General features: G+C 66.1%; 22 protein-coding genes and 2 tRNA genes. 7 read left to right on the top strand and 17 right to left on the bottom strand.

What is annotated here, in order from left to right; all coding sequences use genetic code 11:
• Positions 1-3: 3 nt before the first annotated feature.
• The 9 genes from C7C57_RS05400 to otsA all read right to left on the bottom strand — a co-directional run bounded on the left by C7C57_RS05400 (position 4) and on the right by otsA (position 10,037).
• Complete coding sequence (locus C7C57_RS05400) at positions 4-552, bottom strand: SdpA family antimicrobial peptide system protein (RefSeq protein WP_187977863.1); 549 nt, start codon at positions 550-552, stop codon at positions 4-6.
• Entirely contained in the window at positions 549-1,235 is a 687-nt protein-coding gene (locus C7C57_RS05395; RefSeq protein WP_187977862.1) for a hypothetical protein, read from the bottom strand. Before C7C57_RS05395 ends, C7C57_RS05400 begins: the two co-directional genes overlap by 4 nt.
• Positions 1,236-1,654: 419 nt before the next feature.
• Positions 1,655-2,290, bottom strand: coding sequence for a DUF4166 domain-containing protein (locus tag C7C57_RS05390; RefSeq protein ID WP_187977861.1), 636 nt, complete (start codon positions 2,288-2,290; stop codon positions 1,655-1,657).
• A 176-nt stretch (positions 2,291-2,466) separates the two neighbouring features.
• Positions 2,467-3,492, bottom strand: coding sequence for a ketol-acid reductoisomerase (gene ilvC, locus C7C57_RS05385; protein WP_030148612.1), 1,026 nt, complete (start codon positions 3,490-3,492; stop codon positions 2,467-2,469).
• Positions 3,493-3,575: 83 nt separating this feature from the next.
• Positions 3,576-4,085: an acetolactate synthase small subunit gene (gene ilvN / locus C7C57_RS05380; RefSeq protein ID WP_030148611.1), complete on the bottom strand. Its 510-nt coding sequence runs from the start codon at positions 4,083-4,085 to the stop codon at positions 3,576-3,578.
• Between the two features lie 3 nt (positions 4,086-4,088).
• Entirely contained in the window at positions 4,089-5,906 is a 1,818-nt protein-coding gene (locus tag C7C57_RS05375; RefSeq protein ID WP_030148610.1) for an acetolactate synthase large subunit, read from the bottom strand.
• 48 nt (positions 5,907-5,954) lie between these two features.
• A complete protein-coding gene (gene ilvD / locus C7C57_RS05370; RefSeq protein ID WP_187977860.1) occupies positions 5,955-7,649 on the bottom strand; it encodes a dihydroxy-acid dehydratase in 1,695 nt (564 codons plus the stop codon).
• Positions 7,650-7,665: 16 nt separating this feature from the next.
• Positions 7,666-8,523, bottom strand: coding sequence for a trehalose-phosphatase (otsB, locus tag C7C57_RS05365; protein ID WP_187977859.1), 858 nt, complete (start codon positions 8,521-8,523; stop codon positions 7,666-7,668).
• The gene (gene otsA / locus C7C57_RS05360) at positions 8,520-10,037 is read right to left on the bottom strand and encodes an alpha,alpha-trehalose-phosphate synthase (UDP-forming) (protein WP_081863880.1); all 1,518 of its coding nucleotides are present in this window, start codon (positions 10,035-10,037) and stop codon (positions 8,520-8,522) included. The genes otsB and otsA overlap by 4 nt, the downstream gene beginning before the upstream one ends.
• A 106-nt stretch (positions 10,038-10,143) precedes the next feature.
• On the opposite strand from otsA, the gene C7C57_RS05355 reads away from it, so the two are divergent.
• From C7C57_RS05355 to C7C57_RS05345, 3 genes are all read left to right on the top strand, one after another.
• Positions 10,144-10,929, top strand: a complete 786-nt coding sequence (locus tag C7C57_RS05355; protein WP_370581440.1) for a sugar phosphate isomerase/epimerase family protein — start codon at positions 10,144-10,146, stop codon at positions 10,927-10,929.
• Positions 10,930-11,015: 86 nt separating this feature from the next.
• Complete coding sequence (locus C7C57_RS05350) at positions 11,016-11,201, top strand: hypothetical protein (protein WP_030148605.1); 186 nt, start codon at positions 11,016-11,018, stop codon at positions 11,199-11,201.
• A gap of 86 nt (positions 11,202-11,287) precedes the next feature.
• Positions 11,288-11,881, top strand: coding sequence for a helix-turn-helix domain-containing protein (locus C7C57_RS05345; protein WP_030148604.1), 594 nt, complete (start codon positions 11,288-11,290; stop codon positions 11,879-11,881).
• A 179-nt stretch (positions 11,882-12,060) separates the two neighbouring features.
• Here the strand turns inward: C7C57_RS05345 and C7C57_RS05340 are convergent, their stop codons facing one another.
• The 4 genes from C7C57_RS05340 to C7C57_RS05325 all read right to left on the bottom strand — a co-directional run bounded on the left by C7C57_RS05340 (position 12,061) and on the right by C7C57_RS05325 (position 16,274).
• Entirely contained in the window at positions 12,061-12,828 is a 768-nt protein-coding gene (locus C7C57_RS05340) for a fumarylacetoacetate hydrolase family protein (RefSeq protein ID WP_223144786.1), read from the bottom strand.
• Positions 12,828-14,219: an MFS transporter gene (locus C7C57_RS05335; protein ID WP_187977857.1), complete on the bottom strand. Its 1,392-nt coding sequence runs from the start codon at positions 14,217-14,219 to the stop codon at positions 12,828-12,830. Before C7C57_RS05335 ends, C7C57_RS05340 begins: the two co-directional genes overlap by 1 nt.
• 158 nt (positions 14,220-14,377) lie before the next feature.
• Positions 14,378-15,169 carry an IclR family transcriptional regulator gene (locus tag C7C57_RS05330; RefSeq protein WP_187977856.1) on the bottom strand — a complete coding sequence of 264 codons (792 nt, stop codon included), beginning with the start codon at positions 15,167-15,169 and terminating at the stop codon, positions 14,378-14,380.
• A 46-nt stretch (positions 15,170-15,215) separates the two neighbouring features.
• Positions 15,216-16,274, bottom strand: coding sequence for a D-2-hydroxyacid dehydrogenase (locus C7C57_RS05325; protein ID WP_187977855.1), 1,059 nt, complete (start codon positions 16,272-16,274; stop codon positions 15,216-15,218).
• Positions 16,275-16,370: 96 nt separating this feature from the next.
• Here C7C57_RS05325 and C7C57_RS05320 point away from each other — a divergent pair, with 96 nt between their 5' ends.
• Positions 16,371-17,285 carry an NAD(P)-dependent oxidoreductase gene (locus C7C57_RS05320; RefSeq protein WP_255505783.1) on the top strand — a complete coding sequence of 305 codons (915 nt, stop codon included), beginning with the start codon at positions 16,371-16,373 and terminating at the stop codon, positions 17,283-17,285.
• 49 nt (positions 17,286-17,334) lie between these two features.
• Here the strand turns inward: C7C57_RS05320 and C7C57_RS05315 are convergent.
• Both C7C57_RS05315 and C7C57_RS05310 read right to left on the bottom strand, forming a co-directional pair.
• Positions 17,335-17,410 (bottom strand) — tRNA-Lys (locus C7C57_RS05315).
• Between the two features lie 163 nt (positions 17,411-17,573).
• A tRNA-Lys gene (locus C7C57_RS05310) sits at positions 17,574-17,649 on the bottom strand.
• A 148-nt stretch (positions 17,650-17,797) separates the two neighbouring features.
• Here C7C57_RS05310 and C7C57_RS05305 point away from each other — a divergent pair.
• Both C7C57_RS05305 and C7C57_RS05300 read left to right on the top strand, forming a co-directional pair.
• A complete protein-coding gene (locus tag C7C57_RS05305) occupies positions 17,798-18,112 on the top strand; it encodes a putative quinol monooxygenase (protein ID WP_187977854.1) in 315 nt (104 codons plus the stop codon).
• 160 nt (positions 18,113-18,272) lie between these two features.
• A complete protein-coding gene (locus C7C57_RS05300) occupies positions 18,273-21,470 on the top strand; it encodes a BTAD domain-containing putative transcriptional regulator (protein WP_187977853.1) in 3,198 nt (1,065 codons plus the stop codon).
• Between the two features lie 73 nt (positions 21,471-21,543).
• Here C7C57_RS05300 and C7C57_RS05295 read toward each other — a convergent pair whose 3' ends face one another.
• Both C7C57_RS05295 and C7C57_RS05290 read right to left on the bottom strand, forming a co-directional pair.
• The gene (locus C7C57_RS05295; RefSeq protein WP_187977852.1) at positions 21,544-22,398 is read right to left on the bottom strand and encodes an ABC transporter permease; all 855 of its coding nucleotides are present in this window, start codon (positions 22,396-22,398) and stop codon (positions 21,544-21,546) included.
• Complete coding sequence (locus C7C57_RS05290; protein WP_187977851.1) at positions 22,395-23,384, bottom strand: ATP-binding cassette domain-containing protein; 990 nt, start codon at positions 23,382-23,384, stop codon at positions 22,395-22,397. The genes C7C57_RS05295 and C7C57_RS05290 overlap by 4 nt, the downstream gene beginning before the upstream one ends.
• 171 nt (positions 23,385-23,555) lie before the next feature.
• Between C7C57_RS05290 and C7C57_RS05285 the strand changes: the two genes are divergently transcribed.
• A complete protein-coding gene (locus tag C7C57_RS05285) occupies positions 23,556-25,472 on the top strand; it encodes a hypothetical protein (protein ID WP_187977850.1) in 1,917 nt (638 codons plus the stop codon).
• Positions 25,473-25,604 lie beyond the last annotated feature (132 nt).

Raw genomic sequence — 25,604 nt, 5'->3', positions numbered from 1 at the left:
ACTTCAGTTGCCACAATTGACCTCGAGTGCAATCGCTTCGCGCGGAATGAGAATTTCACCAGCAAACCGCCGATATTCCCACTGGGATACGCCCTGCGCGACAAACGCTACGGGACCACAGATAGTCTTTCGTTCCAATACGTTGAGGACGGGAATTGCAATAGGGAGTCCGCTAATACACGTCGTTGCATCTTCTATTGAGTCGCACTCAGTCCAAGCCTGCTTCTCGATGCCATCTAAAAGACTGGCAATCTCAAGCCCCTGATAGCGCGACGTTCGATCTAGGCCAAACGCCCAAGACACTTCTGAATTCGCACCTAAACCAATATCACGCAGGGGCGCAGCGTTGCGGTAAATACTCACGATCGACGAATCAGCAGGTTTGGTAAAAAACCCCCATCCCTGTGGCATTATCGATTGCACTACTTGCGAAACACGTGACTGTAAAGGGAGCTGCACGATATTAGGCGTCACGTTGGCTTGGAACACGTAGGCAGAAATAACTGCAACGACTATCCAAGTACCCCAACGCGTCAGCCTCGAATTATTCATTTGGCAAGTCGAGCAGTGAGTTCCGCGATCCATTTCGCTCGCACAGGGTTGTTCTGAGAAGACTTCACATTTACGACACGAACAGCGGTAGCAGCTTCAGCGACCGCAGCTGCTTGCCCTGCCACAGCGCCTAGCCAGATGACTGCCCCTGCTACAGCAAACACTCCGGCCGCTAACACGAAGAATGCGCCGACCACAACGACAGTGCCACAGTCGGTTCCGACTTCCCCGGGGACATATGTCTCCTTGGTTTCACGAAGTAGCTGATTTGCTGTTGGCGTCGAAGCCACCGCTTCGCGACCTTGCTCAATTGCACGTTCAACAATAAGCGGCCGGCCTGACGAGAGATCTCGAGCAAATCGAACGAAAACACCCGGATCCTTTGCCTGAATCTCATCTATGATCTTGTCTGAGTTTTTCAACGTATCCGGAAGATTCATTGCTTCAGAAACGGCATTAAAACTTGCGGAATCTCCCACAACTGTTCCATCGTAAAGCTCATTTACTACTGGGCCTTGGAGAAAGAGCACCGCACGAAAGAGATCGCGCGGATTTTCACTATTCTGTTGTACGAGCGCGGTTTGCGCGTTCTCTGCGCCAGTGAATGATGCGTGCGTAGCTGGGCTTGCTCCCCCAACAACTAGGCTGGCCGCCGCCAAAACTGCCACCAAGAATTTAGACATGATTCCCCCACATAGGTTTTCTTGCGCGATCACACCTTCGTTGGGACTTCACGAAGAGTGCTTGTTTGGTTCAAAGCGTAAGAACGGCCTAGTCTCCCGTCAATCAACCAATGGCAGGGTTATCGCGGCGCACCGGATGAATTGCGACTCACATCGCCGGGTAAGAGCTTTGAATTGCGGGCTGAATCAATCGATTATCCGCATGAAATCAAGCTTTTTGGGCGAAATCCAAAATTCGCCACAACTATGTCCAATGTCAATAGCGCAAATTGATTCGAAGTCAATTGACTTCGAATCACGGTAACTGCCGGACATCGCGGCCAGTAAATTCAGACTGGGAATCTGTTCTCTATGGCTATTGTGAAACCTCCTTATTTATTCAAAAGTAAGATGTCTGCACAAGTGTCCGCGCGGCGAACCTAGACCAGGGAGTAGGTGAAATGGCCGCGATAGTTGGTGACGGTGCCCAGCAGCGGATTGGTCACGAGCACCTGCACGATCCGGCGATTATTCTCCGAGTCCCAGCCGTCCTCCACGCGCACGCTCACGCCGAGCAGTCGCGGCAGGCGCAGGCGGAGCGGCCCAAGACGTAGCGCGCACTCCTCCGAGCGCAGGGACAGGTGGCCCCGGTCGGTCGCGGTGCAGCGCAGGATGATCTCGATCACGCGCCAGGATCCCACCCGGTTGCGTAGGGTGCCCGGTGTGGGTCCGGCGAGGAGGATGTCGCTCATGGCCCGGGTGACCCGGCGGAAGCGGAACAGGCGGAAGGCGGCGAGGGTAGGAGCACCGTGCTCGTCGGTTCCGGGCTGGTTGAGAATCGTGAAGGGGACGTTGTTCTCGTGTCGATCCAGCAGCATCGCCGGACCCACCACGGGCATGGCGAGCCAGGTCAGCCGGCCAAACTTGGTTCCGGCCGATTCGAAGACGCCGGTGCCCACGCCCACACCGGACTCCCCCGGACCGACCACATACTCGCGCACCTCGGGCTTGAGCCTGTCGATATCCGGGCCGAGAGCCTCGGTATACACGGATCGAACGGTGTGCGGATCGGTCATGCGTGCGGGTCCCCTTCGCGCGTGGTGCTGTGGCCCACCCTAGCAGGACGCAAAAACCCGCCCCGGAAGAAATCTTCCGGGGCGGGTTTCGGCTAGTAGCTAGCGACTAGCGTGCGGCTGAACCGTCGGCCCTCGTAGCGAGCACCTCCGAATCCTGCTGCGATCCGTGAACGCTATTAGCGTGCGGCCGAACCGTCGGTGTAGTCCTCATCCTGCTGCTTCCAGGCGAAGAGCGAACGCAGCTCGCGACCGGTGGTCTCGATCGGGTGCTGCTCGGCCTTGGCACGGAGCTCCAGGAACTCCTTGCCGCCGTTGTCCTGGTCGTCGATGAAGCGCTTGGCGAATGCACCGGTCTGGATGTCGGAGAGAACGGCCTTCATGTTCTCCTTGACCTCGGGGGTGATGACGCGGGGGCCGGAGACGTAGTCGCCGTACTCGGCGGTGTCGGAGACCGACCAGCGCTGCTTGGCGATGCCACCCTCCCACATCAGGTCCACGATGAGCTTGAGCTCGTGCAGCACCTCGAAGTAGGCGATCTGCGGCTGGTAGCCGGCCTCGGTCAGGGTCTCGAAGCCGTACTGAACCAGCTGCGAAACGCCACCGCAGAGAACAGCCTGCTCACCGAACAGGTCGGTCTCGGTCTCCTCGGTGAAGGTGGTCTTGATGACACCGGCGCGGGTTCCACCGATGGCCTTGGCGTAGGACAGGGCGATGTCCCAGGCGGTGCCGGTGGCGTCAACCTCAACGGCGACGATGTCCGGGATTCCGCGACCGGCGACGAACTCGCGACGCACGGTGTGGCCCGGAGCCTTCGGGGCGATCAGCACAACGTCGACACCGGCGGGTGCCTCGATGTAACCGAAACGGATGTTGAAGCCGTGGGCGAAGGCCAGGGTCTTGCCCTCGGTCAGCTTGTCCTTGACCGACTCGGTGTAGATCGAGCGCTGGTGCTGGTCCGGCGCCAGGATCATGATGAAGTCGGCCCACTCGGCGGCGTCGGCAACGTTCTTGACGGCGAAGCCGGCCTCTTCGGCCTTGTTGATGGACTTGGAGCCGTCCTTGAGGCCGATAACGACCTCAACGCCCGAGTCCCGGAGGTTGAGCGCGTGTGCGTGGCCCTGCGAGCCGTAGCCAATGATGGCTACCTTCTTGCCCTGAATGAGCGTCAGGTCGGCGTCCTGGTCGTAGACAATCTCAGTCACTGGTTATTCTCCTTGTTTGATCCCGCGGCCGCCGGTGCGGATCCGCAAGTGGTGGACCGTGTTCCCCGTTGGGGCACGGAAATTTAGTGTTTGAAAACGCGCTCGGTGATGGACTTGGAACCGCGTCCGATGGCGAGCAGGCCCGACTGTGCAAGCTCCTTGATCCCGAAGGGTTCGAGGACACGGAGGAACGCCTGGGTCTTGCCGGTGTCTCCGGTGACCTCGATCACCAGGGCGTCGGTGGCCACATCGACCACCCGGGCACGGAACAGGTTCACGGCTTCGAGCACCTGAGAGCGGGTGGTGTTATCCACCCGAACCTTGATCAGCATGTGTTCGCGCTCGACCGACTGGGTCGGGTCCAGCTCCACAATCTTAATCACGTTGATCAGCTTGTTGAGCTGCTTGGTGACCTGCTCAAGGGGCAGACCCTCGACCTCGGCGACCACGGTGATGCGCGAGAGGCCTTCGACCTCGCTGGCACCCACCGCGAGTGACTCGATGTTGAATCCGCGACGGGCAAACAGACCGGCAACGCGGGTCAGTAGACCCGGCTTGTCCTCCACGAGGAGGCTGAGAACGTGACGCGACATGGCTTAGACCTCCTCATCGAATGCGGGAGCGTGCTCCCGAGCGTACTGAACAAAACTATTGGATACTCCCTGCGGGACCATCGGCCACACCATCGAGTCCGCCGAGACGACGAAGTCGATGACCACGGGGCGGTCGTTGGTTTCCAGCGCGAGCTTGATTGCGGCGTCGATCTGGTCCTCGCGCTCGACCCGGATTCCCAGGCAGTCATACGCGTCCGCGAGCTTCAGGAAGTCGGGGATGCGCACGGTGTCGTGGCCGGTATTGAGGTCGGTGTTGGAGTGGCGTCCGTCGTAGAACAGCGTCTGCCACTGGCGCACCATGCCCAGCGAGGAGTTGTTGATCACCGCGACCTTGATCGGGATGTTGTTGAGGCGGCAGGTGGCGAGCTCCTGATTGGTCATCTGGAAGCAGCCGTCGCCGTCAATCGCCCACACCACACGCTCGGGTTCGGCAACCTTGGCACCCATCGCGGCGGGAACCGCATAGCCCATGGTTCCGGCACCACCGGAGTTGATCCAGCCGTTGGGACGCTCATACTTGATGAACTGTGCGGCCCACATCTGGTGCTGACCCACACCCGACACGAACGTACCCTCGGAGCCGGTGAGTTCACCGATCCGCGAGATCACGTGCTGCGGGGCGAGCAGGCCGTCGGTGGTCGGCGCGTATCCCAGCGGGAACTCGGCAAGCAGACCGTTCAGGCGGGTCCACCACTCGGCGATGTCCGGGGTGGTCTCGGGCAGGGCCTGGGCGTAGGCGGCGGAGAGGTCGCCGATGACGTCCTTCACATCGCCCACGATCGGCACATCGGCGATCCGGATCTTGGAGATCTCGGCCGGGTCGATGTCCACGTGCACAACCTTGGCGTCGGGGGCGAACAGGTCCGCCTTGCCGGTGACACGGTCATCGAAGCGGGCGCCGAGGGCCACGATCAGGTCGGATTCCTGCAGCGCGAGCACCGCGGGAACCGTTCCGTGCATGCCGGGCATGCCCAGGTTCTGCGGGTGCGAGTCCGGGAAGGCGCCGCGGGCCATCAGGGTGGTGACGATCGGCACGCCGGTGCGCTCGGCCAGCTCCAGGAGCTCCTCCGAGGCGCGGCCGCGGATCACGCCGCCGCCCACGTAGAACACCGGACGCTTGGCTTCGAGGATCAGCTGCGCGGCGGCGTTGATCTGCTTGCCGTGCGCCTTGGTGACCGGACGGTAGCCGGGCAGGTCGAGGGTGACCGGCCAGATGAAGGGCACCGAGTCCTGCTGTGCATCCTTGGTGATATCCACCAGGACGGGGCCGGGACGACCGGTCGTGGCGATGTGAGCCGCCGCGGCCAGGGTCGCCGGAATGTCCTTGGCGTCCTTCACCAGGAAGGAGTGCTTGGTGATCGGCATCGTGATACCCACGATGTCGGCCTCCTGGAACGCGTCGGTTCCCATCAGGTTCGAGAACACCTGACCGGTGATCGCGAGCATCGGGACCGAGTCCATGTGGGCATCGGCGATCGCGGTCACCAGGTTGGTGGCACCGGGACCGCTGGTTGCGATGCAGACACCGAGCTTGCCGGTGGCCGCGGCGTAACCCTGGGCGGCGTGGCCGGCACCCTGCTCGTGACGAACGAGGATGTGGCGCAGCTCGGTGGAGTCCATCAGCGGGTCATAGACCGGCAGGATGGCCCCGCCGGGGAGACCGAACACGTCGGTCACCCCCAGCAGTTCCAGCGTGCGCACAACCGCCTGGGCACCGGTCAGCACCGGGGTGTCGGTGCGTGCGGGGCCCGGGATCGGGCTATCGGATTGGGGACGTGGGGTGGGAGTGTCAGCTGACATGTGACAAATGATTCCTCAAGTGATGATGATCTGACTGGGGACGCAAAACTAGCCGGTGATCGCGCCTTCAGCGGCCGATCGAACGAGCTTAGAGTATTTTGCGAGTACGCCACGGGTATAGCGCGGGGGAAGCGGTGCCCAGCCTTCACGGCGGGCGGCCAGCTCGGACTCCTCGACAAGTAGGTCAAGAGAGCGAGCTGCGATATTGACCCGAATGAGATCACCATCGCGCACGAATGCAATAGGACCTGCGTCCACTGCTTCGGGTGCTATGTGGCCGATGCACAGTCCGGTTGTGCCGCCTGAGAATCGACCGTCCGTTAATAGTAGTACATCTTTTCCGAGTCCCGCACCCTTGATGGCCGCGGTGATGGCCAACATCTCGCGCATACCCGGTCCACCCTTGGGCCCCTCGTAGCGGATAACCACCACGTCTCCGGCGTTGATCTTGCCCTCGGTCAGTGCGTCCATGGCACCTCGCTCGCGCTCGAACACCCGGGCGGGTCCCTCGAAGATTTCGGCGTCGAAGCCGGCGGTCTTCACCACGGCACCCTCGGGGGCAAACGAACCGTGCAGGATCGTCAGGCCACCGGTGGCGTGGATGGGGTTGTCCAGGGTGCGGATGACCTCGCCGTCCAGCGGGTCGGGGTTCAGCTCGGCCAGGTTCTCGGCCACGGTCTTGCCGGTCACGGTGAGCGCGTCACCGTGCAGCAGGCCGGCGTCCAGCAGCGCCTTCATCACGACGGGGATACCACCGTGGCGGTCCACGTCGTTCATGACGTACTTACCGAAGGGCTTGAGGTCACCGATGTGGGGAACCTTGTCGCCGATGCGGTTGAAGTCGTCCAGGGTCAGGTCAACCTCGGCCTCGCGGGCAATGGCCAGCAGGTGCAGCACGACGTTGGTCGAGCCGCCGAAGGCCATGGCCACGGCGATGGCGTTCTCAAACGCCTTCTTGGTCAGGATGTCGCGGGCGGTGATGCCCAGGCGCAGCATGTTGACCACGGCCTCGCCCGAGCGGTGGGCGAAGTAGTCGCGACGACGGTCGGCCGAGGGCGGCGCGGCCGAGCCGGGGAGGCTCATGCCCAGGGCTTCGGCGACCGAGGCCATGGTGTTGGCGGTGTACATACCACCGCAGGCACCCTCACCCGGGGCGATCGCGCACTCGATGCGCTTGAGGTCTTCCTCGCTCATGGTGCCGGCCTTGCAGGCACCCACGGCCTCGAAGGCGTCGATGATGGTGACGTCCTTCTCGGTGCCGTCGGAGAGCTTGACCCAACCCGGGGCGATCGAACCGGCGTAGAGGAACACGCTGGCCAGGTCGAGGCGGGCGGCGGCCATCAGCATGCCCGGCAGCGACTTGTCACAGCCGGCCAGCAGCACGGTGCCGTCGAGACGCTCGGCCATGACCACGGTCTCGACCGAGTCGGCGATGACCTCGCGCGAGACGAGCGAGAAGTGCATGCCCTCGTGACCCATCGAGATACCGTCGGAGACGGAGATGGTGCCGAACTGGAGCGGGTACCCGCCACCGGAGTGGACGCCTTCCTTGGCGCCCTGAGCAAGCCGGTCAAGCGAGAGGTTACACGGGGTAATTTCGTTCCACGAGGACGCGATACCAATCTGGGGTTTGTCCCAGTCTGCGTCTCCCATTCCGACGGCACGGAGCATGCCTCGGGACGTGGTGGCTTCGATTCCATCGGTTACTGCGCGACTTCGCGGCTTCAGGTCAATCTCGGACATAAAGAGAGTCTAGGACCTAATTCGTGACCGTTTTGGCATATGCGCGTGATGCACGTGCACGGGCGAGCGCACGAAGTACCAGCGCGACCTCGTGCGGACCCGCGACCCGATGCTCGGCCCGCGTCTCCCCCGGACCACACTTGAGACTAAAATCCCCGGATTCAAGGGCCGCGAAGGCGTCCTCATCGGTCACATCGTCCCCGGCGTAGAACACCGCGTCGGCACCGGTGTGTGCGCGCAAACGTGCAATTCCATCGCCCTTGGTGGCCGACAAAATACTAAATTCCAGCACATCTTTTCCCGTACGTTCACTCAGTTCGGGATCGTTGGCGCGCACCCAGGTGCGAACGGCACCGTGCAGGGCCGGTACCGAAACCTGCTCGGCCAGGCGGGTATGGACGGCGGCCCCCAGCGGCTTGGGTTCCACCCAGGCTCCGGCGATCCCGGCGGCCCCGCGCTCCAGGGCCTGCACCAGTGCCGCGACCCGTGCCCGTTCGGCCTCGGTGGGCTCGGGTCCGGCGTCCTCCCCCAGGCGGTACTCTCCGCCGTGGGAGGCGACGATCAGGATGCCCGCGGAGTCCGGATACAGCGCATCCAGCGAGGCCAGGTCCCGCCCCGAAACCAGGGCCACGGTGGTGTCCGGGAGGTCGCGCAGCTCGGCGATGGCCGCGGCCGATTCGGGGAGCGCGCGGGCGCTCATCGGATCGTCCACGATCGGGGCCAGGGTCCCATCGAAGTCCAGCGCCACCAGGATGCGCGGAGTCTCGGCAAACCGGTTCAGGGCCGCTTCGAGAACGGGATCCAGGCCCGCCTCCACGGTTCCCTTCTCTCCGAATTCCCCCGGAGATGGCGTGCCTTCGCCGGGCGCGGTCACTGCTGCTCCGCCCCGACCCGGTGCCCGCGCGCCTCATCCAGGCGGGCGGCGGCCGAACGCTCCAGCTCGGCCAGGAAGGCGGTGGACCAGCGTTCCACGTCGTTCTCGCGCACCTTCTTCCGCATCGACTTCATCCGCTTGGCGCGCTCGGGCTGGGGCATATTGATCGCGGTCATGATGGTGTCCTTCAGACCCTCGATGTCGTGCGGGTTGATCAGCAGGGCCTGGGTCAAGTCATCCGATGCCCCGGCAAACTCGCTCAGCACCAGCACGCCGTCCTGATCGAACCGGGTGGCCACATACTCCTTGGCCACCAGGTTCATGCCGTCGCGCAGCGCGGTAACCAGCATCACGTCGGAGGCGAGGTAGAGCGCCACCATCTCCTCGCGCGGATAGCCGTGGTGCAGATAGTGCACGGCCGAGTGACCGATCTGACCGAAGTCTCCGTTGATCCGGCCCACCGTGAGCTCGATCTCATCGCGCAGCTGGCGGTAGGTTTCCACCCGCTCGCGGCTCGGGCTGGCGACCTGAATCAGGGTCACGTCGGCGGGGTCGATCCGTCCGTCGGCCAACAGCTCGCCGTAGGCCTTCAGCCGGTGACGGATGCCCTTGGTGTAGTCCAGCCGGTCCACGCCGAACAGGATCTTGCCCGAGCCACCCAGGTCCGAGCGGATCTCGGCCGCCCGGGCCTGCACCTCGGGGGTGCGCGCCAGGGCCTCGAAGCTCGCCGAGTCGATCGAGATCGGGAAGTGCTTGGCGAGCACATGACGGGTGGGGCCGCCGCGGCGATAGCCGCCGGTCTGGCCGGGCGAGGAGTCGGATTCCAGCGGCACATAGACGCTGGTGCCCTTGGTTTCATAACCCACCAGGCGACGCACGGCCCGGGTGAAGTTGGAGGCGTCGGCGACCCGCTGGAAGCCGATCACATCGGCACCCAGCAGACCCTCGATGATCTGCGTCCGCCAGGGCAGCTGCGAGAACAGGCCGTAGGCGGGGAAGGGAATGTGGTTGAAGAAACCGATGGTGAGGTCGGGACGCAGCTCACGCAGCATGCCCGGCACCAGCTGCAGCTGGTAGTCGTGCACCCAGACGGTGGCGCGGTCATTCGCGGTCTCGGCGGCGGCCTCGGCGAAGCGACGGTTGACCTTGACGTAGGAATCCCACCACTCACGGTGATAGGTGGGCGGCGCGATCACGTCGTGATAAAGCGGCCAGAGCGTGTCGTTGGAGAAGCCCTCGTAGTAGCTCTCGACCTCTTCGGCGCTGAGCGGAACCGGCACGATTCGGGTGCCGTTATGGGTGAACGGGGAGATGCCCTCGGTGTCGGCACCGGCCCATCCCACCCAGGCGCCACCCAGGCGCTCCATCACCGGGGTGAGAGCCGTGACCAGCCCTCCCGGAGACGTCCGCCACCCCGGCTCACCCTCGGCCGTGGTGTAGCGGTCCACCGGCAAGCGGTTGGCCACCACCACAAAGTCAAAGCGGGCTTCGGACTGGTTGGTACCTGATGTCATCGTTATACTCCCCGTGGTTGCCAGACAGGCTATCAGTCGAAGATGTGCAGATCTCACCTCATTTTCACCTGCGGGGTCTATGCTGGCCCCGATGATACAGATCGGAATGAGCACGTCCTGCGTTTACCCGCTCGAAACCGAGCGGGCGTTCCAGCTCGCACGGGAGGCCGGATTTGACGGCGTCGAGGTCATGGCGACCAATGCCGCAACCACCCGCGATGCCGTCGAGCTGCGGAAGCTGAGCAAGAAGTATCACCTGCCGATCCTGTCGATCCATGCGCCGGTTCTGCTACTCACCACCTTCGTATGGGGTCGCGATCCGCAGGTCAAGCTCGAACGTTCGGCCGAACTGGCCGCCGCCGTGGGCGCGGACACCGTGGTGGTGCACCCGCCGTTTCGCTGGCAGAAGGACTACTCGGAGAACTTCCTCGAGATCGTGCGCCGGATCGAAACCTCCTCGGGAATCAACATCGGCGTGGAAAACATGTTCCCGTGGAAGGCGAAGGGCCGCTCGGTGGCCGCCTATGCCCCGGGCTGGGATCCCAGCGACTGGGACTGCGACAACGTGACCCTGGACTTCTCCCATGCCTCCCTGGCCGGGCAGAGCGGGCTCGAACTCGCGCAGCACTTTGGCGACCGGCTGCGCCACATTCACCTGTGTGATGGTTCGGGTTCCCAGGACGATGGCCAGATTTTTGACGAACACCTGATCCCGGGCATGGGCACCCAGCCGGTGGCCGAAACTCTGGAGTATCTGGCCGCCAAAAACTGGGACGGCGCGGTGGTGGCCGAGATTAATACGCGTCGGGCCAAGTCCGATGCCGAACGCCTCAAGGCCCTGCGTAAGACCGTGCGGTTTGCCCGCACCCACCTGGGGCTGCACACGCGCTAGTTTTCTGCGCATCCACGGCGGGTATATTCCCGCCTCGCCCCGGTCGCACGCTAGGGTTGAAGGGTTCCGGTTCGAAATGAGGGCGCATGCGTAAGTATCTTCTGAACATTGGTGTGATCAGCGCCGCGTTTGGTGCGGTGGGCCTGATCCGGGCTACCGCTTCGGGACCGCGCAACTGGCGCCTGGCCCTGCTGTGGTTCAGCTGGCTGATCTCGCTCGCGCTGGCGATCGGGACCGTCGCCGAAGACAATCCGCGCATCGAACGCGACTAAATTTTTCCTGCGCTGATCCCCGGTTCTGTCCTAGACTGACCGGGAATACACGCACGCCCACACTTCGACTCGCCTTCGGGAGTTTTATGCGCGCCCTTCCCGTCTCTCCAGACCCCACCCGCACCGCGATTGGGCATCGGCTGCGTGCCGCACGGCAGGCGCAGCTGCTGACCATCGAGCAGCTGGCCGAAACCACCGGCCTCTCCAAGGGATTCATCTCCCGGGTCGAGCGCAATCAGACCTCCCCGAGCGTGAGCACCCTGGTTGCCCTGTGCGACGTGTTGAACGTGGCCGTGGGCGACCTCTTTAAGCGCTCCGAGCAGCTCGTGGTGCGCGGTGCCGATGCCCCGCGGATCACCCTGGGTGGCGAGGGCATGCTGGAACTCCTGGTGTCCCCGCGGACCGAGAAGCGTGTCCAGGTGGTGCGCACGATCGTGGATCCCGGCGGTCACAGCGGCGAAGCCCCCTACTCGGTGAGTGCCGAGCTGGACCTGGTGTACCTGGTGCGCGGACGGATCGAGATGAGCTTTGCCGACGCCGTCTGGGAACTGGGGGCCGGAGATTCGCTGACCCTGGACGGCCGCGAACCCCACTCCTGGAAGGTGCTCGGGGATGAGAGCGCCGAGCTGCTTTGGGTCATGGTCCCGGCCACCTGGAACGGCAACCCGACCTCGGGATAGTGCCCAACACAAAACCCCCACGGTTTCCCGTGGGGGTTTGTTGTACCGGTGGCGCCTTCCTACAGGGCGATCACCGGGTTTTCGAGGATGCCGATGCCGTCCAGGCCTCGAAAAACTGCCCCGCACCGTGAGCAGGGCCCTCACGAACGCGTCGTGAGGGCCCTGCATAACCGGGGCACCTACAGGGCGATCACCGGGTTTTCGAGGATGCCGATGCCGTCCAGCGCGGCCCGCACCGTATCCCCGGGCTTGATCGGGGACGCGGTCTCCGGCGAGCCGGTGAGGATCACGTCCCCGGGTCCGAGCGTCATATACTCGCTCAGGTATTCGATCTGCTCGGCGATGTTCCAGGCGAGCCGGTCGGTGTCGCCTTGGCAGCGCAGCTCTCCGTTGACAAAGAGTTCCAGCGGAACCGAGTCCGGATCCAGGTCGCTTACCAGCCAGGGGCCGAGCGGGGTGAAGCCGTCTCCGCTCTTGGACTGGATCATCTTTTCGTCGAGGGCGATCTGGTCGGTCGCGGTCACGTCGTTACCGATCGTGAATCCGGCGATGACCTCGGCGGCCTCCCGTGCGCTGACGTTGCGGCAGTGCACCCCGATGACCACGGCGAGTTCGGCCTCGGCCACCACGTTTCCGTGTCCGGGAACGATCCGGATCGGCTCCCCCGAACCGATTGCGGACCTGGCGGACTTCATGAACGCCTGCCGGGGAATGGCCCGGTCGGCGGCGGAACCATTGTGAGCCATGCCGAGGATGACCCGGGGGTCACTCGGTGCGGCGAGCACCGCGCCCTCGAGCGGCCAGTAACGACCGGTCAGCGGCGAAACCGCGGCCCACTCTTCGGCGACCTCATACCAGGCGCCGTCGATCTCGCGGACCGGGACGATCTGGGTGAGGCCGGGGGCGGCGGGTGTGCCGCCCCCGAGGCGTAGTCTGGCCCGGCGCACTAGGAGCGTCCGACCGTGGCCAGCGGGCGCTCGGCGATCTGGGCGGCGGTGTCCGAGAGGGCGTCGCCGTGCAGGGTCAGGTCGCGGCCACGGGTTTCCGGGGTGACGAAGGTGGCCCACAGGGTGAGCGCGCCGAGCAGCAGCACGTAACCGGCTAGCGGGATCCAGGATCCGGTGGTGGCGGTCAGCAGCGAGGCACCGATCAGCGGGGCGATACCGCCGGCGAGCACCGCGGAGAACTCGCGGGACACGGCCACACCCACGTAGCGGTGGCGGTTACCAAACAGCTCGGGCAGGGTCGCGCACTGGGCACCCAGCATCACGTTGATGGAGAGGGTGTAGGTCAGCGCGAGCACCGGGATGATGACGCTCACGTTGCCCTGAGACATCAGCCACCAGGCGGGGATCGCCAGCACCAGCTGGATGATCACACCGGCGCGGTAGACGGGCATCCGTCCGAAGCGGTCGCTCAGCGCACCGGCCAGCGGCAGGATGATCACACCGAGGGTCGCACCGATCGCGATGGCCAGCGGGCCCACCCAGCTCTCAACACCCACGTACACGGTGATGAAGGAGATCGCCAGGGTCTGGTACAGCGCCGATCCACCATTCTCGGCCATGCGCAGGCCGATGCCGCGGATGACGCTACCGAAGGACTTGGTGAAGACCTCCTTGAGCGGTGAGTGCTGCTCCTGCTCCTGCTTTTCCAGCTGCACGAAGGTCGGCGACTCGGCCAGGCGGTAGCGGATGAACACCGAGACGGCGATCAGCAGGATCGAGGCCAGGAACGGCACGCGCCACAGCCAGTCGTGCACGATCTGCTGGTCCACGAGACCCAGCAGGTAGAACACGATCGAGGCCAGCACGGTCCCGATCATGATGCCCACAAACGGCAGGGCCGAGAAGAATCCGCGGCGACGAACCGGCGCATACTCGGCCATCAGCGTAGTGGCACCGGCCTGTTCGGCTCCGGCACCGAGGCCCTGCAGAACCCGCAGGAAGACCAGGAGGATGGGGGCCCAGATGCCGATCTGCTCGCCGGTGGGCAGCACACCGATCAGGGTCGAGGCACCACCCATCAGGCCGATGGTGGCCATCAGAACCCACTTGCGGCCGAGCTTGTCGCCCAGCACACCAAAGAAGATTCCGCCGAAGGGGCGGGCGAAGAACCCGACCGCGTAGGTCGCGAAACCGGCGGCGATGCCGGCTCCGGTGCCCAGGGCGGGGAAGAAGAGCTGACCGAAGATCAGCGCGGAGGCGAGCCCGTAGAGGGCGAAGTCGTAGTACTCAAGCGCGCTTCCGACACTGGAAGCAAGGGTGGCGCGGCGCAGGTTGTTGGCGTATTCCGGATCGTCGGATCCGCGGACCTCTGCGGCGGGGGATGTGGACACGGTCTGTACCTTTCGGGACGGCTCGCATCTGGAGACTTCCCGGGTTCACCGTGGGTGGGGGCCGTCTACCTTGACGCGAGGGTTACCTCGATGTGGGCGTCGGTGCCCACGCCCCCACACTAACAGCATGCTGAACGAAGTTCAACATATTGAACGAACTAGGCGACGTCCCCCACCAGCAGCGGGTTCGAGAGGGCGGCGGCGGCCGTCCCCAGGGCACGCGTCACGCGCTCGCGACGACCATCCTCGGGGGCCAAACCCATCATCGAGGCACCCAGGGCCAGCGGCTGATCCCCCGCGTTGCGCGGCGGAATCACCACCGCGACGCCGGTGACCGTGGGGAACATCTCCCCCTCATCGAGCCCAAACCCGGTCTCGCGGGCGCGCCGGATCTTGGCAATCAGCGCATCCAGATCCGTGGTCGAGGCGGCGGTCAACTGCGGACGGGTTTCCGGATCGGCAAAGCGCGCGCGGATCTCCTCATCGTCCAGGCGCGCCAGCAGGGCGTTGCCCACGGCGGTCAGGGCGGCCGGATAGCGGTCGCCGATGCCGGCGGTGAGCCGCAGCGGCGCACGACCCTCGTGCCGAGCCAGGTAGAGCACATCGGTGCCGTCGAGCACCGCGATCTGCACCAGCTCATGGCTCAGCTCGGGCGATTCGGAGCACACCCGGTAGAACTCGCGCACCTGGTCGAAGCTCGCCAGATAGGCACCACCGAGCTCCACCGTTCGCCTACCGAGCCGGTAACCGAGGTCGCCGCGCTGGATCAGCCCACCCTCCTCCAGCGCCACACACACGTTGGCGGTTGAGGACTTGGCGATGCCCAGCGCACGGGCCAACTCACTAATCCCGAGCGGCTGCCCGTGGGCGGAGGCCAAGACATCAAGAATCGCGATGGCTCGGGTCACCGCGGGGGCGGCCGACTTCTCGGTACGGGGTGCGTCGGTCATGCGCGCTGGGCTCGCTTTCATCGAGATCGATCTCGTCGGGGTGCGTCTAGTAGAACTGAACCGTGTCTACCACGTTCTTGGGTGTGGAGCCATCCAGAATCGCGGTGGCGTTGGCCACAAACAGCTCGGCGATGCGTCGCTCCTCGGCGGCATTCAGCGCGGCGGTGTGCGGGCTGACCAGCACGTTGGGCAGGTCCCACAGCGCGCTGGCGGGATCCAGCGGCTCGGCGGCAAAGACGTCGAGCGCGGCGAAGCCCACGCGACCATCCTGAAGCGCCACGGTCAGGGCGTCCTCATCGATCACGGTGCCGCGTCCGACGTTGACCACGGTCACGCCGGGCTTCACCAGCGCGAGCAGGTCGGCGCTGAGCATCTTCTCGGTGGCGGCGGTCCCGGGCAGGGTCACCACGATCGAGTCGGCGCGGCCGATCACGTCGGCAATGCTGTCGGGGTGCACGATCTCGGAGACGCCGGGGACATCCACCGGGCGACGGCTGGTTCCGATGACGTGCGCGCCCAGGGCGTCGAGCTTGCGCGCAACCTCGGCACCGATGCCGCCCAGGCCCAGAACCAGAACCGTCTGCTCCGAAACCTGACCCATCTCCCAGCGGTCGGTCCACGCGTGCTCGGCCTGCTGCTTCTGCAGGCGCGGCAGGGTCTTGGCCCCGGCGAAGACCCCAAACACGGCGAACTCGGCCAGCGGTCCGCCGTGCACGCCGGCGGAGGTGGTGAAGGTGACCCGGGCAAGGTCGGACTCGGAGAGTCCGGCAGCCTTGACCTGGCCACCACCGCCGGCCGCCATGATCTGCACCCAGCGCAGCTTCGGGTTTGCGGCCACGGTACGCGCGAGTGCGGCGGGGTTCACGTCGGGGATGCCGTAGAGCACGTCGGCCGAGTCCAGCAGCTCCTCGAAGCGGGCCTGCTGCTCGGGGGTGCGGGTGAAGGAGGGGTCGCCGGAAAAGTCGGCGGCAAAGCGCATCGGGGGCAGCAGGTCGGCCTCGCGCACCAGGTCGATTCGCGGCTCACGCTCGGTGATCAGGGTGGCGAGTTCCTCGGGCAGCGGGGTGGCCACAATTACGCGGAGGCGGGTGGGGGAATCGGTCATGACGACGCGGACCTTCCTTTCGACGATGAGCGGGGTCTGCCCCCATCCTAACCCCAGGAGGCCAACTCTCTGAACGGAGTTCGATATAGTGGCCGCATGATGGTGATCAATGATGTTCCCAAAATAGGTGTTGGCGTGATCGGACTCGGTTCGATGGGCGCCCCGATGACCCACAACCTGCTCTCCCACACCCCGGAGAACGTGCGGGTCTTCGTCCAGGGCCGCCGCCCCGAGAAACTGGTGCCCTTTGTCCGGGCGGGTGCGACCGCGCGCAATACCCCGCGCGAGCTTGCAGTCGATTCCGACATCGTGATCGTGATGCTCCCGGATCTCGCGCAGCTCGAACAGGTGCTCGCCGGGACCGACGGACTGCTCGCGGGGATCGAAACGCCCACCGTCCTGGTGGTGTGTTCCTCCGTCTCCCCCACCGGACTGCGCGAGCTCGCCGCACGCCTGGTCGCCGAGACCGGCGGCCTGCTGCGCGTGGTGGATGCGCCGGTCTCCGGTGGCACCGAGGGGGCCGAGGCGGGAACCCTGTCGATCATGGTGGGTGGCGATCCCGAGGATGTGGCGCGGGTTCTGCCCGTGCTGTCCACGATGGGAACGCCGCTCCATCTGGGACCGCTGGGCTCGGGCCAGGTGGCCAAGGCCTGCAACCAAATGATCGTCGCCGCCACGATGACCGCGGTAGCCGAGGCCGCCGTGGTTGCCGAGCGCGCGGGGCTCGACGTGGCCGCGCTCCTCCCCCTCTTGCAGGGCGGGTACGCGGGTTCGCGGGTACTGGAAACCAAGGCCGAGCGGATCATCACCAGGGATTACACCCCGACCGGGATCGCCGCCTTCATGGTCAAGGACCTCACCGCCGCGGTGGCCGAGGCCGACGCCACCGGCACCGCCGCCCGCCAGCTACGCACCAACCTCGGCGTCTTCACGGACCTGGTGGACGCGGGCCTCGGTGAGGAGGACCTGGCGGTGGTGCACCGCTTCGCCGAGATCGATCCGCTCGGCTAGGTTCGCCCGGCCGGCGGCCCCCAAACCAAAGGTCCCGCCGGGACCTTGTTGGTGCACCCCCTCGGACTTGAACCGAGAACCCACTGATTAAGAGTCAGTTGCTCTGCCGATTGAGCTAGAGGTGCCCACGCCGTAACCGACGTGATATCTCCACCGTACCCAGAGAAGACGGCGAAGAAAAATCGACACTCGCGTGGCGCAGCACACGGCGTCGGGGGACGTATGGCACAGCGGTATCGCGGACAAACAAAACACCCCGATTCCGCGGGGAATCGGGGTGTAATTGGCTGGTGCACCCCCTCGGACTTGAACCGAGAACCCACTGATTAAGAGTCAGTTGCTCTGCCGATTGAGCTAGAGGTGCGCGCTAAACACTGCGGTGTTTTGGCAACGTCACAACTATACACACAATCCCACACGCCTCCTATTCGTGACACCGCCGGGCGCGTCTTGTCCCCGGACCCGTAGCATCGAGGCATACCGTTTTGTGCTCACCGATCGAAGGACGCACCATGTCTGCCGTTGTTGTCACCGCCATATTCACGCCCGTCGAGGGCCGGCTTGAGGCCGTACTGGACGCGCTGCGTCCGGCCATCGAGGCGGTGCAGACCGAGCCTGGCTGCGAGCTCTATGCGATCCATCAGCACCCGAACGGCGACATCGTGATGATCGAGAAGTGGTCAACCGTGGAGCAGCTCGACGCCCACGGAGAGGGGCCGTCCGTGGCCGCCCTCAACACCGCCCTGGCCGGACTGCTGGAGAGTCCCGCCGTGGTCACCCGTCTGGTCCCGATCCCCGTGGGCGATCCGATTCGCGGCACCCTGTAGCCCGCACGGACCGGCGACCAGCACCAAATCTCGGGTCGCGGCACCCTGTAGCCCGCACGGACCGGCGACCCTCACCAAATCTCGGGTCGCGGCACCCGATAACCGCGCGTTCCCGGCCCGGGACTGCCACACTGGTACCGGACAAACGTATAATCGGCACGTGAGCTCCGCCGACCCGATCCTGCGTGTTCTCGGCCCGATCCGGGTAGGCGAGACCCCCGTCCCCGGCGAGCGCGCCCGCGTGCTCTTGGCGGTCCTGGCGCTGGCCCACGGTGAACCCCGCTCCCCCGGATACCTGGCCGATGAGCTGTGGCCCGAGCAGCCCCCGGCGGATGAGCGCGGCGCGCTCCAGGCCCTGATTTCCCGGGTACGAAGGCTGCTCCCCGCGGGAGTCCTCGTGCTCGAACCGGCCGGATATCGGCTGAGCGTCGACTCCGACCTCGGCCGCGCCCACGCGGCCCTGCGCACCCCGCAGGACCCGAATGCACTGCGCGACGCCCTGGGACTCTGGAGCGGGGATCCGGGACCCGACCTTGATCCGTTCCCCGTCGCCGACGATCTGGCCGCCCACGCCCGGGACACCCGGATCGCGCTGCTTCGATCCCTCGGCACGCTCCTCGCCGAAACCGATCCCGCCGCCGCGCGCGACGTACTCACCGAGCTGTGCGCACTGGATCCCTTGAATCAGGATCACCACCTGGCGCTGATCCGCGTGCTCGATGCGCTCCACGAACCCGCGGCGGCTCTGGCGACCTACGCCGCGCTGCGCGAACGCCTGGCCGAACAGCTGGGCACCGATCCGCGTCCCGACCTGCGCGCCGAGCACGCCCGAATCCTGCGAGCGGACTCGGCGGCGGCCGACGTCGAGGTCCGCACCCCCGCGCCCGTGGACACCCTCGGTCTTTCCCCCGACACCCTGTGTGTGGGACTGCGCGGGTTCGCCGATGCCCTGATCGGCCGCGATGCCGACGTCCGCGCCCTGCACCAGGCCCTGCACCAGCACCGCCTGGTCACGATCCTGGGCCCCGGCGGCCTGGGTAAAACCCGACTCGCCCAGGCGGTGGCCCAGTCCTGGCGGGGACTGATCCCCAGGATCGTGGTGGCCGAGCTGGCCGGTGTGCGCAGCGCCGATGATCTGCCCCGCGCCCTGGCCGCGCTGCTCGGGCTGCGCGATAACCTGGCCGACGCTCGCGTGGGTGATGCTCCCCGGCTCGATCTCGGCGAGCGCGTGCTCACGACCCTCGCCCAGACGCCGACCCTGCTGATCCTGGACAACTGCGAACACCTGATCGACGCGGTGGCCGGCTGGAGCGCCGACGCCCTGGGTTCCTGCCCGGATCTGCGCCTGCTCGCCACCTCCCGCTCGCCGCTGCTGATCCCCGGGGAGTGGATCCACGAGCCGACACCGCTGGCCTCCGGCGACGCCGACCACCCCGGCCCCGCGCTGCTGCTGTTTGCCGAACGCGCCCACGCGGCCCGGCCCGGCGCGCGCTTTGATCCGGCCCTGGTCACGCAGCTGTGTGAGCGCCTGGACGGGCTTCCGTTGGCCATCGAACTGGCCGCCGCACGCACCCGGGTGCTGACCCTGCCGCAGATCCTGGATGGGCTCGCACACAACCTGGGGGTGCTGGATCCCCCACGCTCGGGCGGAAACCGGATCGCCCCCGACCGCCACCGCACCCTCACCGCGGTGATCGGATGGAGCTGGAATCTGCTGAGCGAACGCGAGCGGGAAACCTATCTGGTGTGCTCCCTCTTCCCCGACGGCTTTGGTGTGCCCGCGGCCTCGGCGGCGCTGGGCCGCGACGCGACCGAGGACCTTGAGGGTCTCGTGCTGCAGTCCCTGGTGCGCTCCTTCGAGGACCGGGCCACGGGGACCATGCGCTTCCGAATGCTGGAAACCATTCGCGAGTTTGGTGCCGCGGAACTCGCCCTGCACGGGGGCGGTGACCTCCTCCGGGATCGCATCATCGACTGGGCCGAGGCCTTTGCGCTGGAACTCGTGCCGCGCACCGACGGCCCCGAACAGACCCAGGGTTTTGCGCTGGTTCGACTCGAACACGACACGTTTATGTGGGCGCTGCGCGTCGCCCTGGAACGGGGCAACGCCCACGCGGCGCTGGCGATCTTTGGGCTGGTGTCCTTCTATCAGGCCCGGCTCAGCATCTACACCGACGCCGACGGGCTGGCCGACGCCATCCTCGCCCTCCCCCGGGTCGAGCGAGACTACACCGGGGTGCGCGCAAACGCCGCGGGGCTCGGGTTTGTGGTGCTCTCGGTGTTTGGGCTGTTCGACAATCTGCGGACCGGGGTCACCGCGCTCACCCGAATCCGCACGATGCTTGATGCGGGCACCCTCACCGATCGCCGAATCGAGGCGTTCTATCGGATGCTGCGCAGCTCCGCGGCCCCCGACCGCATGATGACCGTGCTGCACACGATGGCGGGCGATCCCGAACCCCGGGTTGCCGTCTACGGTCTGCTCTTGGCCGCCCAGCTGGCCGAGAATGCCGGACGCGCACGGGAGGCCATCGACTTCGCGCTGCGCGCCGAAAAGCTCGCGCACGCACTCGGCGATCTCTGGACGCTCACGATGACCCGCGTGGTCCTCGCCCAGCTCACCAGCGAGGTCGCCAGTATCGAGGACTCCATCGCCTGGGCAAAACTCGCGCTCCCCGGGCTGACCACGCTCGGCCTCGCCGAGAACCGTCGCCATATCCTCTGGCTGCTGGCGATCTATACCGAGTCCCCGGCCGAACTGGAACCGCTGCTCACCGAGGAACCCAGCCCCCACATGAACAGCGCCGAGGAGGATTTCCGCTCGGTCGCCTGGGCCGGCCGGGCCGAACTCGCGCTGAAAAACGGCGAGCGCGCCCGCGGCCTGGAACAGTATCGGCTCGCCGAGCGAAACTTCGCCACCCCGGTGGCCCGCGCCTACGCCTGGTACACGATGGTCGCCTCGGGATCCCTGGCCGCTCACGGGCTGGCCCACGAACCGGACCCGGCGATGTTCCGACGCCTGCGCACCCGCGCCCTCGCGCTGCAGCGCATCGGCGGCATCCACACGGATATGCCCGTGTGGGGATCGGCCCTGCTCGCGGTCTCCACGCTGGGGCTCAGCACCCCCGCCCTCGCCGACCTCTCGCTCGAACTCTTCGCGGTCTGCCGGGCGTTCTCCGCCCGGCAGGAGCTTCCGGCGCTGCGCTACGCGACCCATGAGGCCGCCCACGCCGAGGTTTCCGGCCCCGAGGCGGTGACCCGGGCGCTGGCCGCGGCCGATGCCCTGAGCGCCGAGGCCCGGGTGGAGCGCGCCGTCACGATTCTGCGGGATCCCCGCTGGCGTGCGGCCGGCGCCTAGCCTGCACACGCGACACACCCCGCCCCTCCGCGGTGGGAGGGACGGGGTGTGTGGTGTCCGGAACCAGTCGGCGCTAGGCGCGGCGCATGTAGGCGCGTACCGTGAGCGGGGCGAAGATCGCCACGATCACCGCGGCCCCGATCAGCGGGAGGAACGCCTCGCTGGTAAACGCGCCGGTGTTCAGCACGTCGCGCACCGAGGTCACCAGGTGCGAGACCGGGTTGATGTTCACAAACCACTGCAGCCAGGTGGGCATGGTATCCACCGGCACGAACGCGTTGGAGAGGAAGGTCAGCGGGAACAGGATGATCATCGAGATACCCTGAACGCTCGAAGCCGAGCGGGCGATCACGCCGAAGAAGGCGAAGATCCAGCTGATCGCCCAGGCGCAGACGATCACCAGCAGCGCGGCACCGATGACCGACCAGATGCCGCCGTGCGGGCGGTAGCCCATGATGAAGCCCATCACGAAGGTCAGGGTGGTGGCGATCGCATAACGCACGGTGTCGGCCAGCAGCGCGCCCGAGAGCGGGGCGATGCGCGCAATCGGCAGCGAGCGGAACCGGTCAAACACGCCCTTATCCATGTCCTCGCGCAGCTGGGTTCCGGTGACCACCGAGGTGGTAATCACTGTCTGCACCAGGATGCCCGGGATGATCACCGGCAGGTAGCTGGCCACATCCCCGGAGATCGCGCCGCCGAAGATGTAGGTGAACATCACGGTGAAGATGATCGGCTGCAGGGTCACATCGAAGAGCTGCTCGGGGGTGCGCCGGATCTTCAGCAGGCCGCGGTAGGCCATCGTGAGTGAGTGCCGGATGCTTTCGCCGAGGCTCACCCGGTTTCGCAGGGTGCGCTCGTGGGCGGGCACGATGGTGCCCCCCGAGGCGTTATGGGTGCGGGATCTGGGTGCGGTGGTGGTGCTCATGCGTGGGCTCCCTCGGGGGTCTCGGCGCTCTCGGCGTCTTCGGTGGGTTTGCCGGTGATGCTGAGGAACACATCATCCAGGCTGGGCTTGTGCACGCTGAACTCCTCCAGTCGGATGCCCTCGCCGCGCAGTTCGATCAGCAGGTCGGTCACCCGCTCGGGGTCACTCAGCGGCACCGTGATCCGCGCGGCCTCGGCCGAGGTGGTTCCGGCCACGCCGAGGACGCGCTCGGCAATCCCCAGCGCGCGCTGGGCCAGCTGCGGCTCGCCCAGGCGGAGCTCCAGCGAGGAGGATCCCACCTGCGCCTTGAGCTCGTCCCCGGTACCCTCAGCCACCACGCGGCCGCGGTCGATCACGGCGATCCGGTCGGCCAGCTGGTCGGCCTCGTCCAGGTACTGGGTGGTCAGCAGCACGGTGGATCCCCCGGCAACCAGGCGCCGGATGGTCTCCCACATCTGCGCGCGGGTGCGCGGGTCAAGCCCGGTGGTGGGCTCGTCCAGGAAGATCAGCGGCGGCTGCGAGATCAGGCTCGCCGCCAGGTCCAGGCGGCGGCGCATGCCCCCGGAGAACTTCTTCAGCGGACGCGATGCCGCCTCGGTCAGCCCAAACTCCTCCAGCAGATCGTTGGCCTTGATCTTGGCCTCACGCCGCCCCAGCCCCAGGAGGCGGGAGAACAGCACGAGGTTCTCGGTGGCCGAGAGGCCCTCATCCACCGAGGCGTACTGACCGGTCACGCCGATCAGCTGACGCACGACCTGAGCCTCGCGCTGGACGTCGTGTCCAAAGATGCGCGCGCTTCCGGCATCCGGGCGCAGCAGCGTGGCCAGCATCGAAATGGTGGTGGTTTTGCCCGCCCCGTTGGGGCCGAGCACTCCGTAAACGGTGCCGGTGGCGACCCGCAGGTCAACCCCGTCCACCGCACGGTTGCTTCCAAAAGTTTTGACGAGCCCGTCGGCCTCAACGGCCCACTCGGTGTGTGTATTCACAGGTGTCCTTTCAACGTCTCTGGGAACACACTGCCCGGCCCGGCTGACGCGGCACCGACGCGGCCACGTCGGCGCGTCAGTGATGAATCACGCATCGTTGATGCGACATTGCGTCACCCAATACCGGAAACCGATATTTTACGAACGCCGATCCTTTCATAGGCTGGGGGCATGTCCAGATATACAGCACGCACACACACCCGCGGCGCCCTGGCTACACTCGGCGCCGGCCTCCTCCTCTCGGTGGTTCTGATTCCCGGAACCCCCGCCCTCGCCGCCACCCCCTCCGCCGAATTCCCCGGCCGGACCATGGGCAGCGGTGCCTACGGCTACGTCGGCCAGTTTGGCATCAGCCAGACCCAGTCCACCCCCAAGCCCCTCGACTTTGCCTACCCCTACGGGGTTTCGGTCCGCGATGGCGTGATCGCCGTGGGCGACTCGGGTCTGGCCACCTGGGAGGCACCCAACCAGCAGGCCGCCGGCCACAACCTGCAGACCTTTACCCTGCAGCCCGGACTGGGCACCAATGGGGCCTACCTGGGCGAGGGCAAGTGGGCGGTGGAAACCCACGAAACCGACGCCAACCCGCAGGGAATCGTCCAGCCCAAGTGGCAGACCCCCGCCGATCCCCAGGGCCCCCGTGGCCAGCGTGGCACCGCGATCGACTCGCGGGGCAACGTGTTTGTGCTGAGCTCGGATGCGATTCCCAACGTGCGCAAGTACTCCCCCACCGGTGAACTCCTGCTCTCCTTCGGCGACGGGCATACACCCGGACCGATCAACTGGCCCGTCGGCATCGACGTGGACGAGCAGGACAACGTCTATGTGACCAGCGAGGGCACCAGCGCGGTGACCGTCTGGGATAACAACGGAACCTTCCTCAGCTGGTGGAGCGTCTACTGGGCCGACGGCGAAAAGCTGCCCTTTGTGGACCTGACCGGCGTCGAGTCGGTGGCCGTGGACACCAAGCGCGGTGCCGTCTACATCGGAGACATTCAGGACGAGGGCCGCCCCGGCCGCGTCCACAAGCTCCTATTGGACAAGACCACCGACCACAACGTCGACCCCGGCAACAACCCGGCGGGCTGGACCTGGAAGATTGATCCCACCTTCGGCACCGGCGGCTACGTCGAGCTGCCCAAGCTGTTCCTGGGCAAGAACCACGTGTTTGGCCTGGCCGTGGATGAGAACACCGGAAACGTGTACTACTCGGCGACCACCGGAAACATCAGCTGGCTCTCCCCGAACGGTGCCCGCCTGGGTACCATCGGCACCACCTCCGGGCTCGCGCAGTCCGAGGGCCGCACGGGCGTGGTGCGCGGGATCGACGTGGACGAAGCGGGCATCGTCTATGCCAGCACCCAGCAGACCACCTCGACCAGCAATAAGCGCTCGATCGTGCAGGCCTTCGCCCTGACCCCGGACCCGATTACCGGTGCCACCGCCACCGCGGGGGACGCCCGGGTGGACCTGGCCTGGACCGCCGTCACCCAGGGATACGGCCAGGTGCCGGTGCTGGACTACTTCATCGAAACCTCGACCGATGGGGGTGCCACCTGGACCCCGACCCCCGCGGCGACCGACGGTTCCGACGCCGCCACCAGCCGCGCGGCCAGCACGGCCAGTACCGCCAGCACCGCCACCACCCGCACCATCACGGGCCTGGAAAACGGAACCGAGACCTCATTCCGGATCCGCGCCGTGAGCGAGGCTGGGATGGGCGACCCGATGATCGTCACGGCCACCCCGGTGGCCACGGTTACCCCGACACCCACGCCGACCGTTGACCCGACCCCGACAGTGGACCCGACCCCCACGGTGGACCCAACCCCGACGGTGGATCCCACACCGACAGTGGACCCGACCCCCTCGGTCACCCCGAGCACGGATCCCGAGGTCACCCCGACCGACGGCCCCGGGACCAGCACGGATCCGAGTGACCCGCCGGTGGTTGCCCCGCAGCCGACCGATCCCGGCCGACTCTCCCAGACCGGATTCGACGGCATACTGCCCCTGGCCGGGGCCGCGATCCTCCTCCTGATCACCGGAATCGCGATGCGCGCCCGCGCCCGCCGCGGCAACGCCTGATAACAGGCATCCCGGCCCGTCCGGGTCCCAATCCGAGTGTCCGCGCCCACGATTCATCCCGTGGGCGGGGACACTCGCATTTCACCGGGATCGGGCAGCAAAAAGCCCCGACCGGAAACCGGTCGGGGCTGA

This window comes from Mycetocola sp. JXN-3, from assembly GCF_014522285.1.
In the GTDB taxonomy this organism is placed as follows: Bacteria; Actinomycetota; Actinomycetes; order Actinomycetales; family Microbacteriaceae; genus Mycetocola; species Mycetocola saprophilus.
The sequence above is the reverse complement of the archived record's forward strand: the minus strand, read 5'-3'. Positions and strand labels throughout refer to the sequence as shown.

What these genes read in the sequence shown, in the direction of transcription:
- C7C57_RS05400 (WP_187977863.1), bottom strand. Translation starts at nt 552, where the DNA reads ATGAATAATTCGAGGCTGACGCGTTGGGGTACTTGGATAGTCGTTGCA.
- C7C57_RS05395 (WP_187977862.1), bottom strand. Translation starts at nt 1,235, where the DNA reads ATGTCTAAATTCTTGGTGGCAGTTTTGGCGGCGGCCAGCCTAGTTGTT.
- C7C57_RS05390 (WP_187977861.1), bottom strand. Translation starts at nt 2,290, where the DNA reads ATGACCGATCCGCACACCGTTCGATCCGTGTATACCGAGGCTCTCGGC.
- ilvN (WP_030148611.1), bottom strand. Translation starts at nt 4,085, where the DNA reads ATGTCGCGTCACGTTCTCAGCCTCCTCGTGGAGGACAAGCCGGGTCTA.
- C7C57_RS05375 (WP_030148610.1), bottom strand. Translation starts at nt 5,906, where the DNA reads ATGTCAGCTGACACTCCCACCCCACGTCCCCAATCCGATAGCCCGATC.
- ilvD (WP_187977860.1), bottom strand. Translation starts at nt 7,649, where the DNA reads ATGTCCGAGATTGACCTGAAGCCGCGAAGTCGCGCAGTAACCGATGGA.
- otsA (WP_081863880.1), bottom strand. Translation starts at nt 10,037, where the DNA reads ATGACATCAGGTACCAACCAGTCCGAAGCCCGCTTTGACTTTGTGGTG.
- C7C57_RS05355 (WP_370581440.1), top strand. Translation starts at nt 10,144, where the DNA reads ATGAGCACGTCCTGCGTTTACCCGCTCGAAACCGAGCGGGCGTTCCAG.
- C7C57_RS05350 (WP_030148605.1), top strand. Translation starts at nt 11,016, where the DNA reads ATGCGTAAGTATCTTCTGAACATTGGTGTGATCAGCGCCGCGTTTGGT.
- C7C57_RS05345 (WP_030148604.1), top strand. Translation starts at nt 11,288, where the DNA reads ATGCGCGCCCTTCCCGTCTCTCCAGACCCCACCCGCACCGCGATTGGG.
- C7C57_RS05330 (WP_187977856.1), bottom strand. Translation starts at nt 15,169, where the DNA reads ATGACCGACGCACCCCGTACCGAGAAGTCGGCCGCCCCCGCGGTGACC.
- C7C57_RS05325 (WP_187977855.1), bottom strand. Translation starts at nt 16,274, where the DNA reads ATGACCGATTCCCCCACCCGCCTCCGCGTAATTGTGGCCACCCCGCTG.
- C7C57_RS05320 (WP_255505783.1), top strand. Translation starts at nt 16,371, where the DNA reads ATGATGGTGATCAATGATGTTCCCAAAATAGGTGTTGGCGTGATCGGA.
- C7C57_RS05305 (WP_187977854.1), top strand. Translation starts at nt 17,798, where the DNA reads ATGTCTGCCGTTGTTGTCACCGCCATATTCACGCCCGTCGAGGGCCGG.
- C7C57_RS05295 (WP_187977852.1), bottom strand. Translation starts at nt 22,398, where the DNA reads ATGAGCACCACCACCGCACCCAGATCCCGCACCCATAACGCCTCGGGG.
- C7C57_RS05285 (WP_187977850.1), top strand. Translation starts at nt 23,556, where the DNA reads ATGTCCAGATATACAGCACGCACACACACCCGCGGCGCCCTGGCTACA.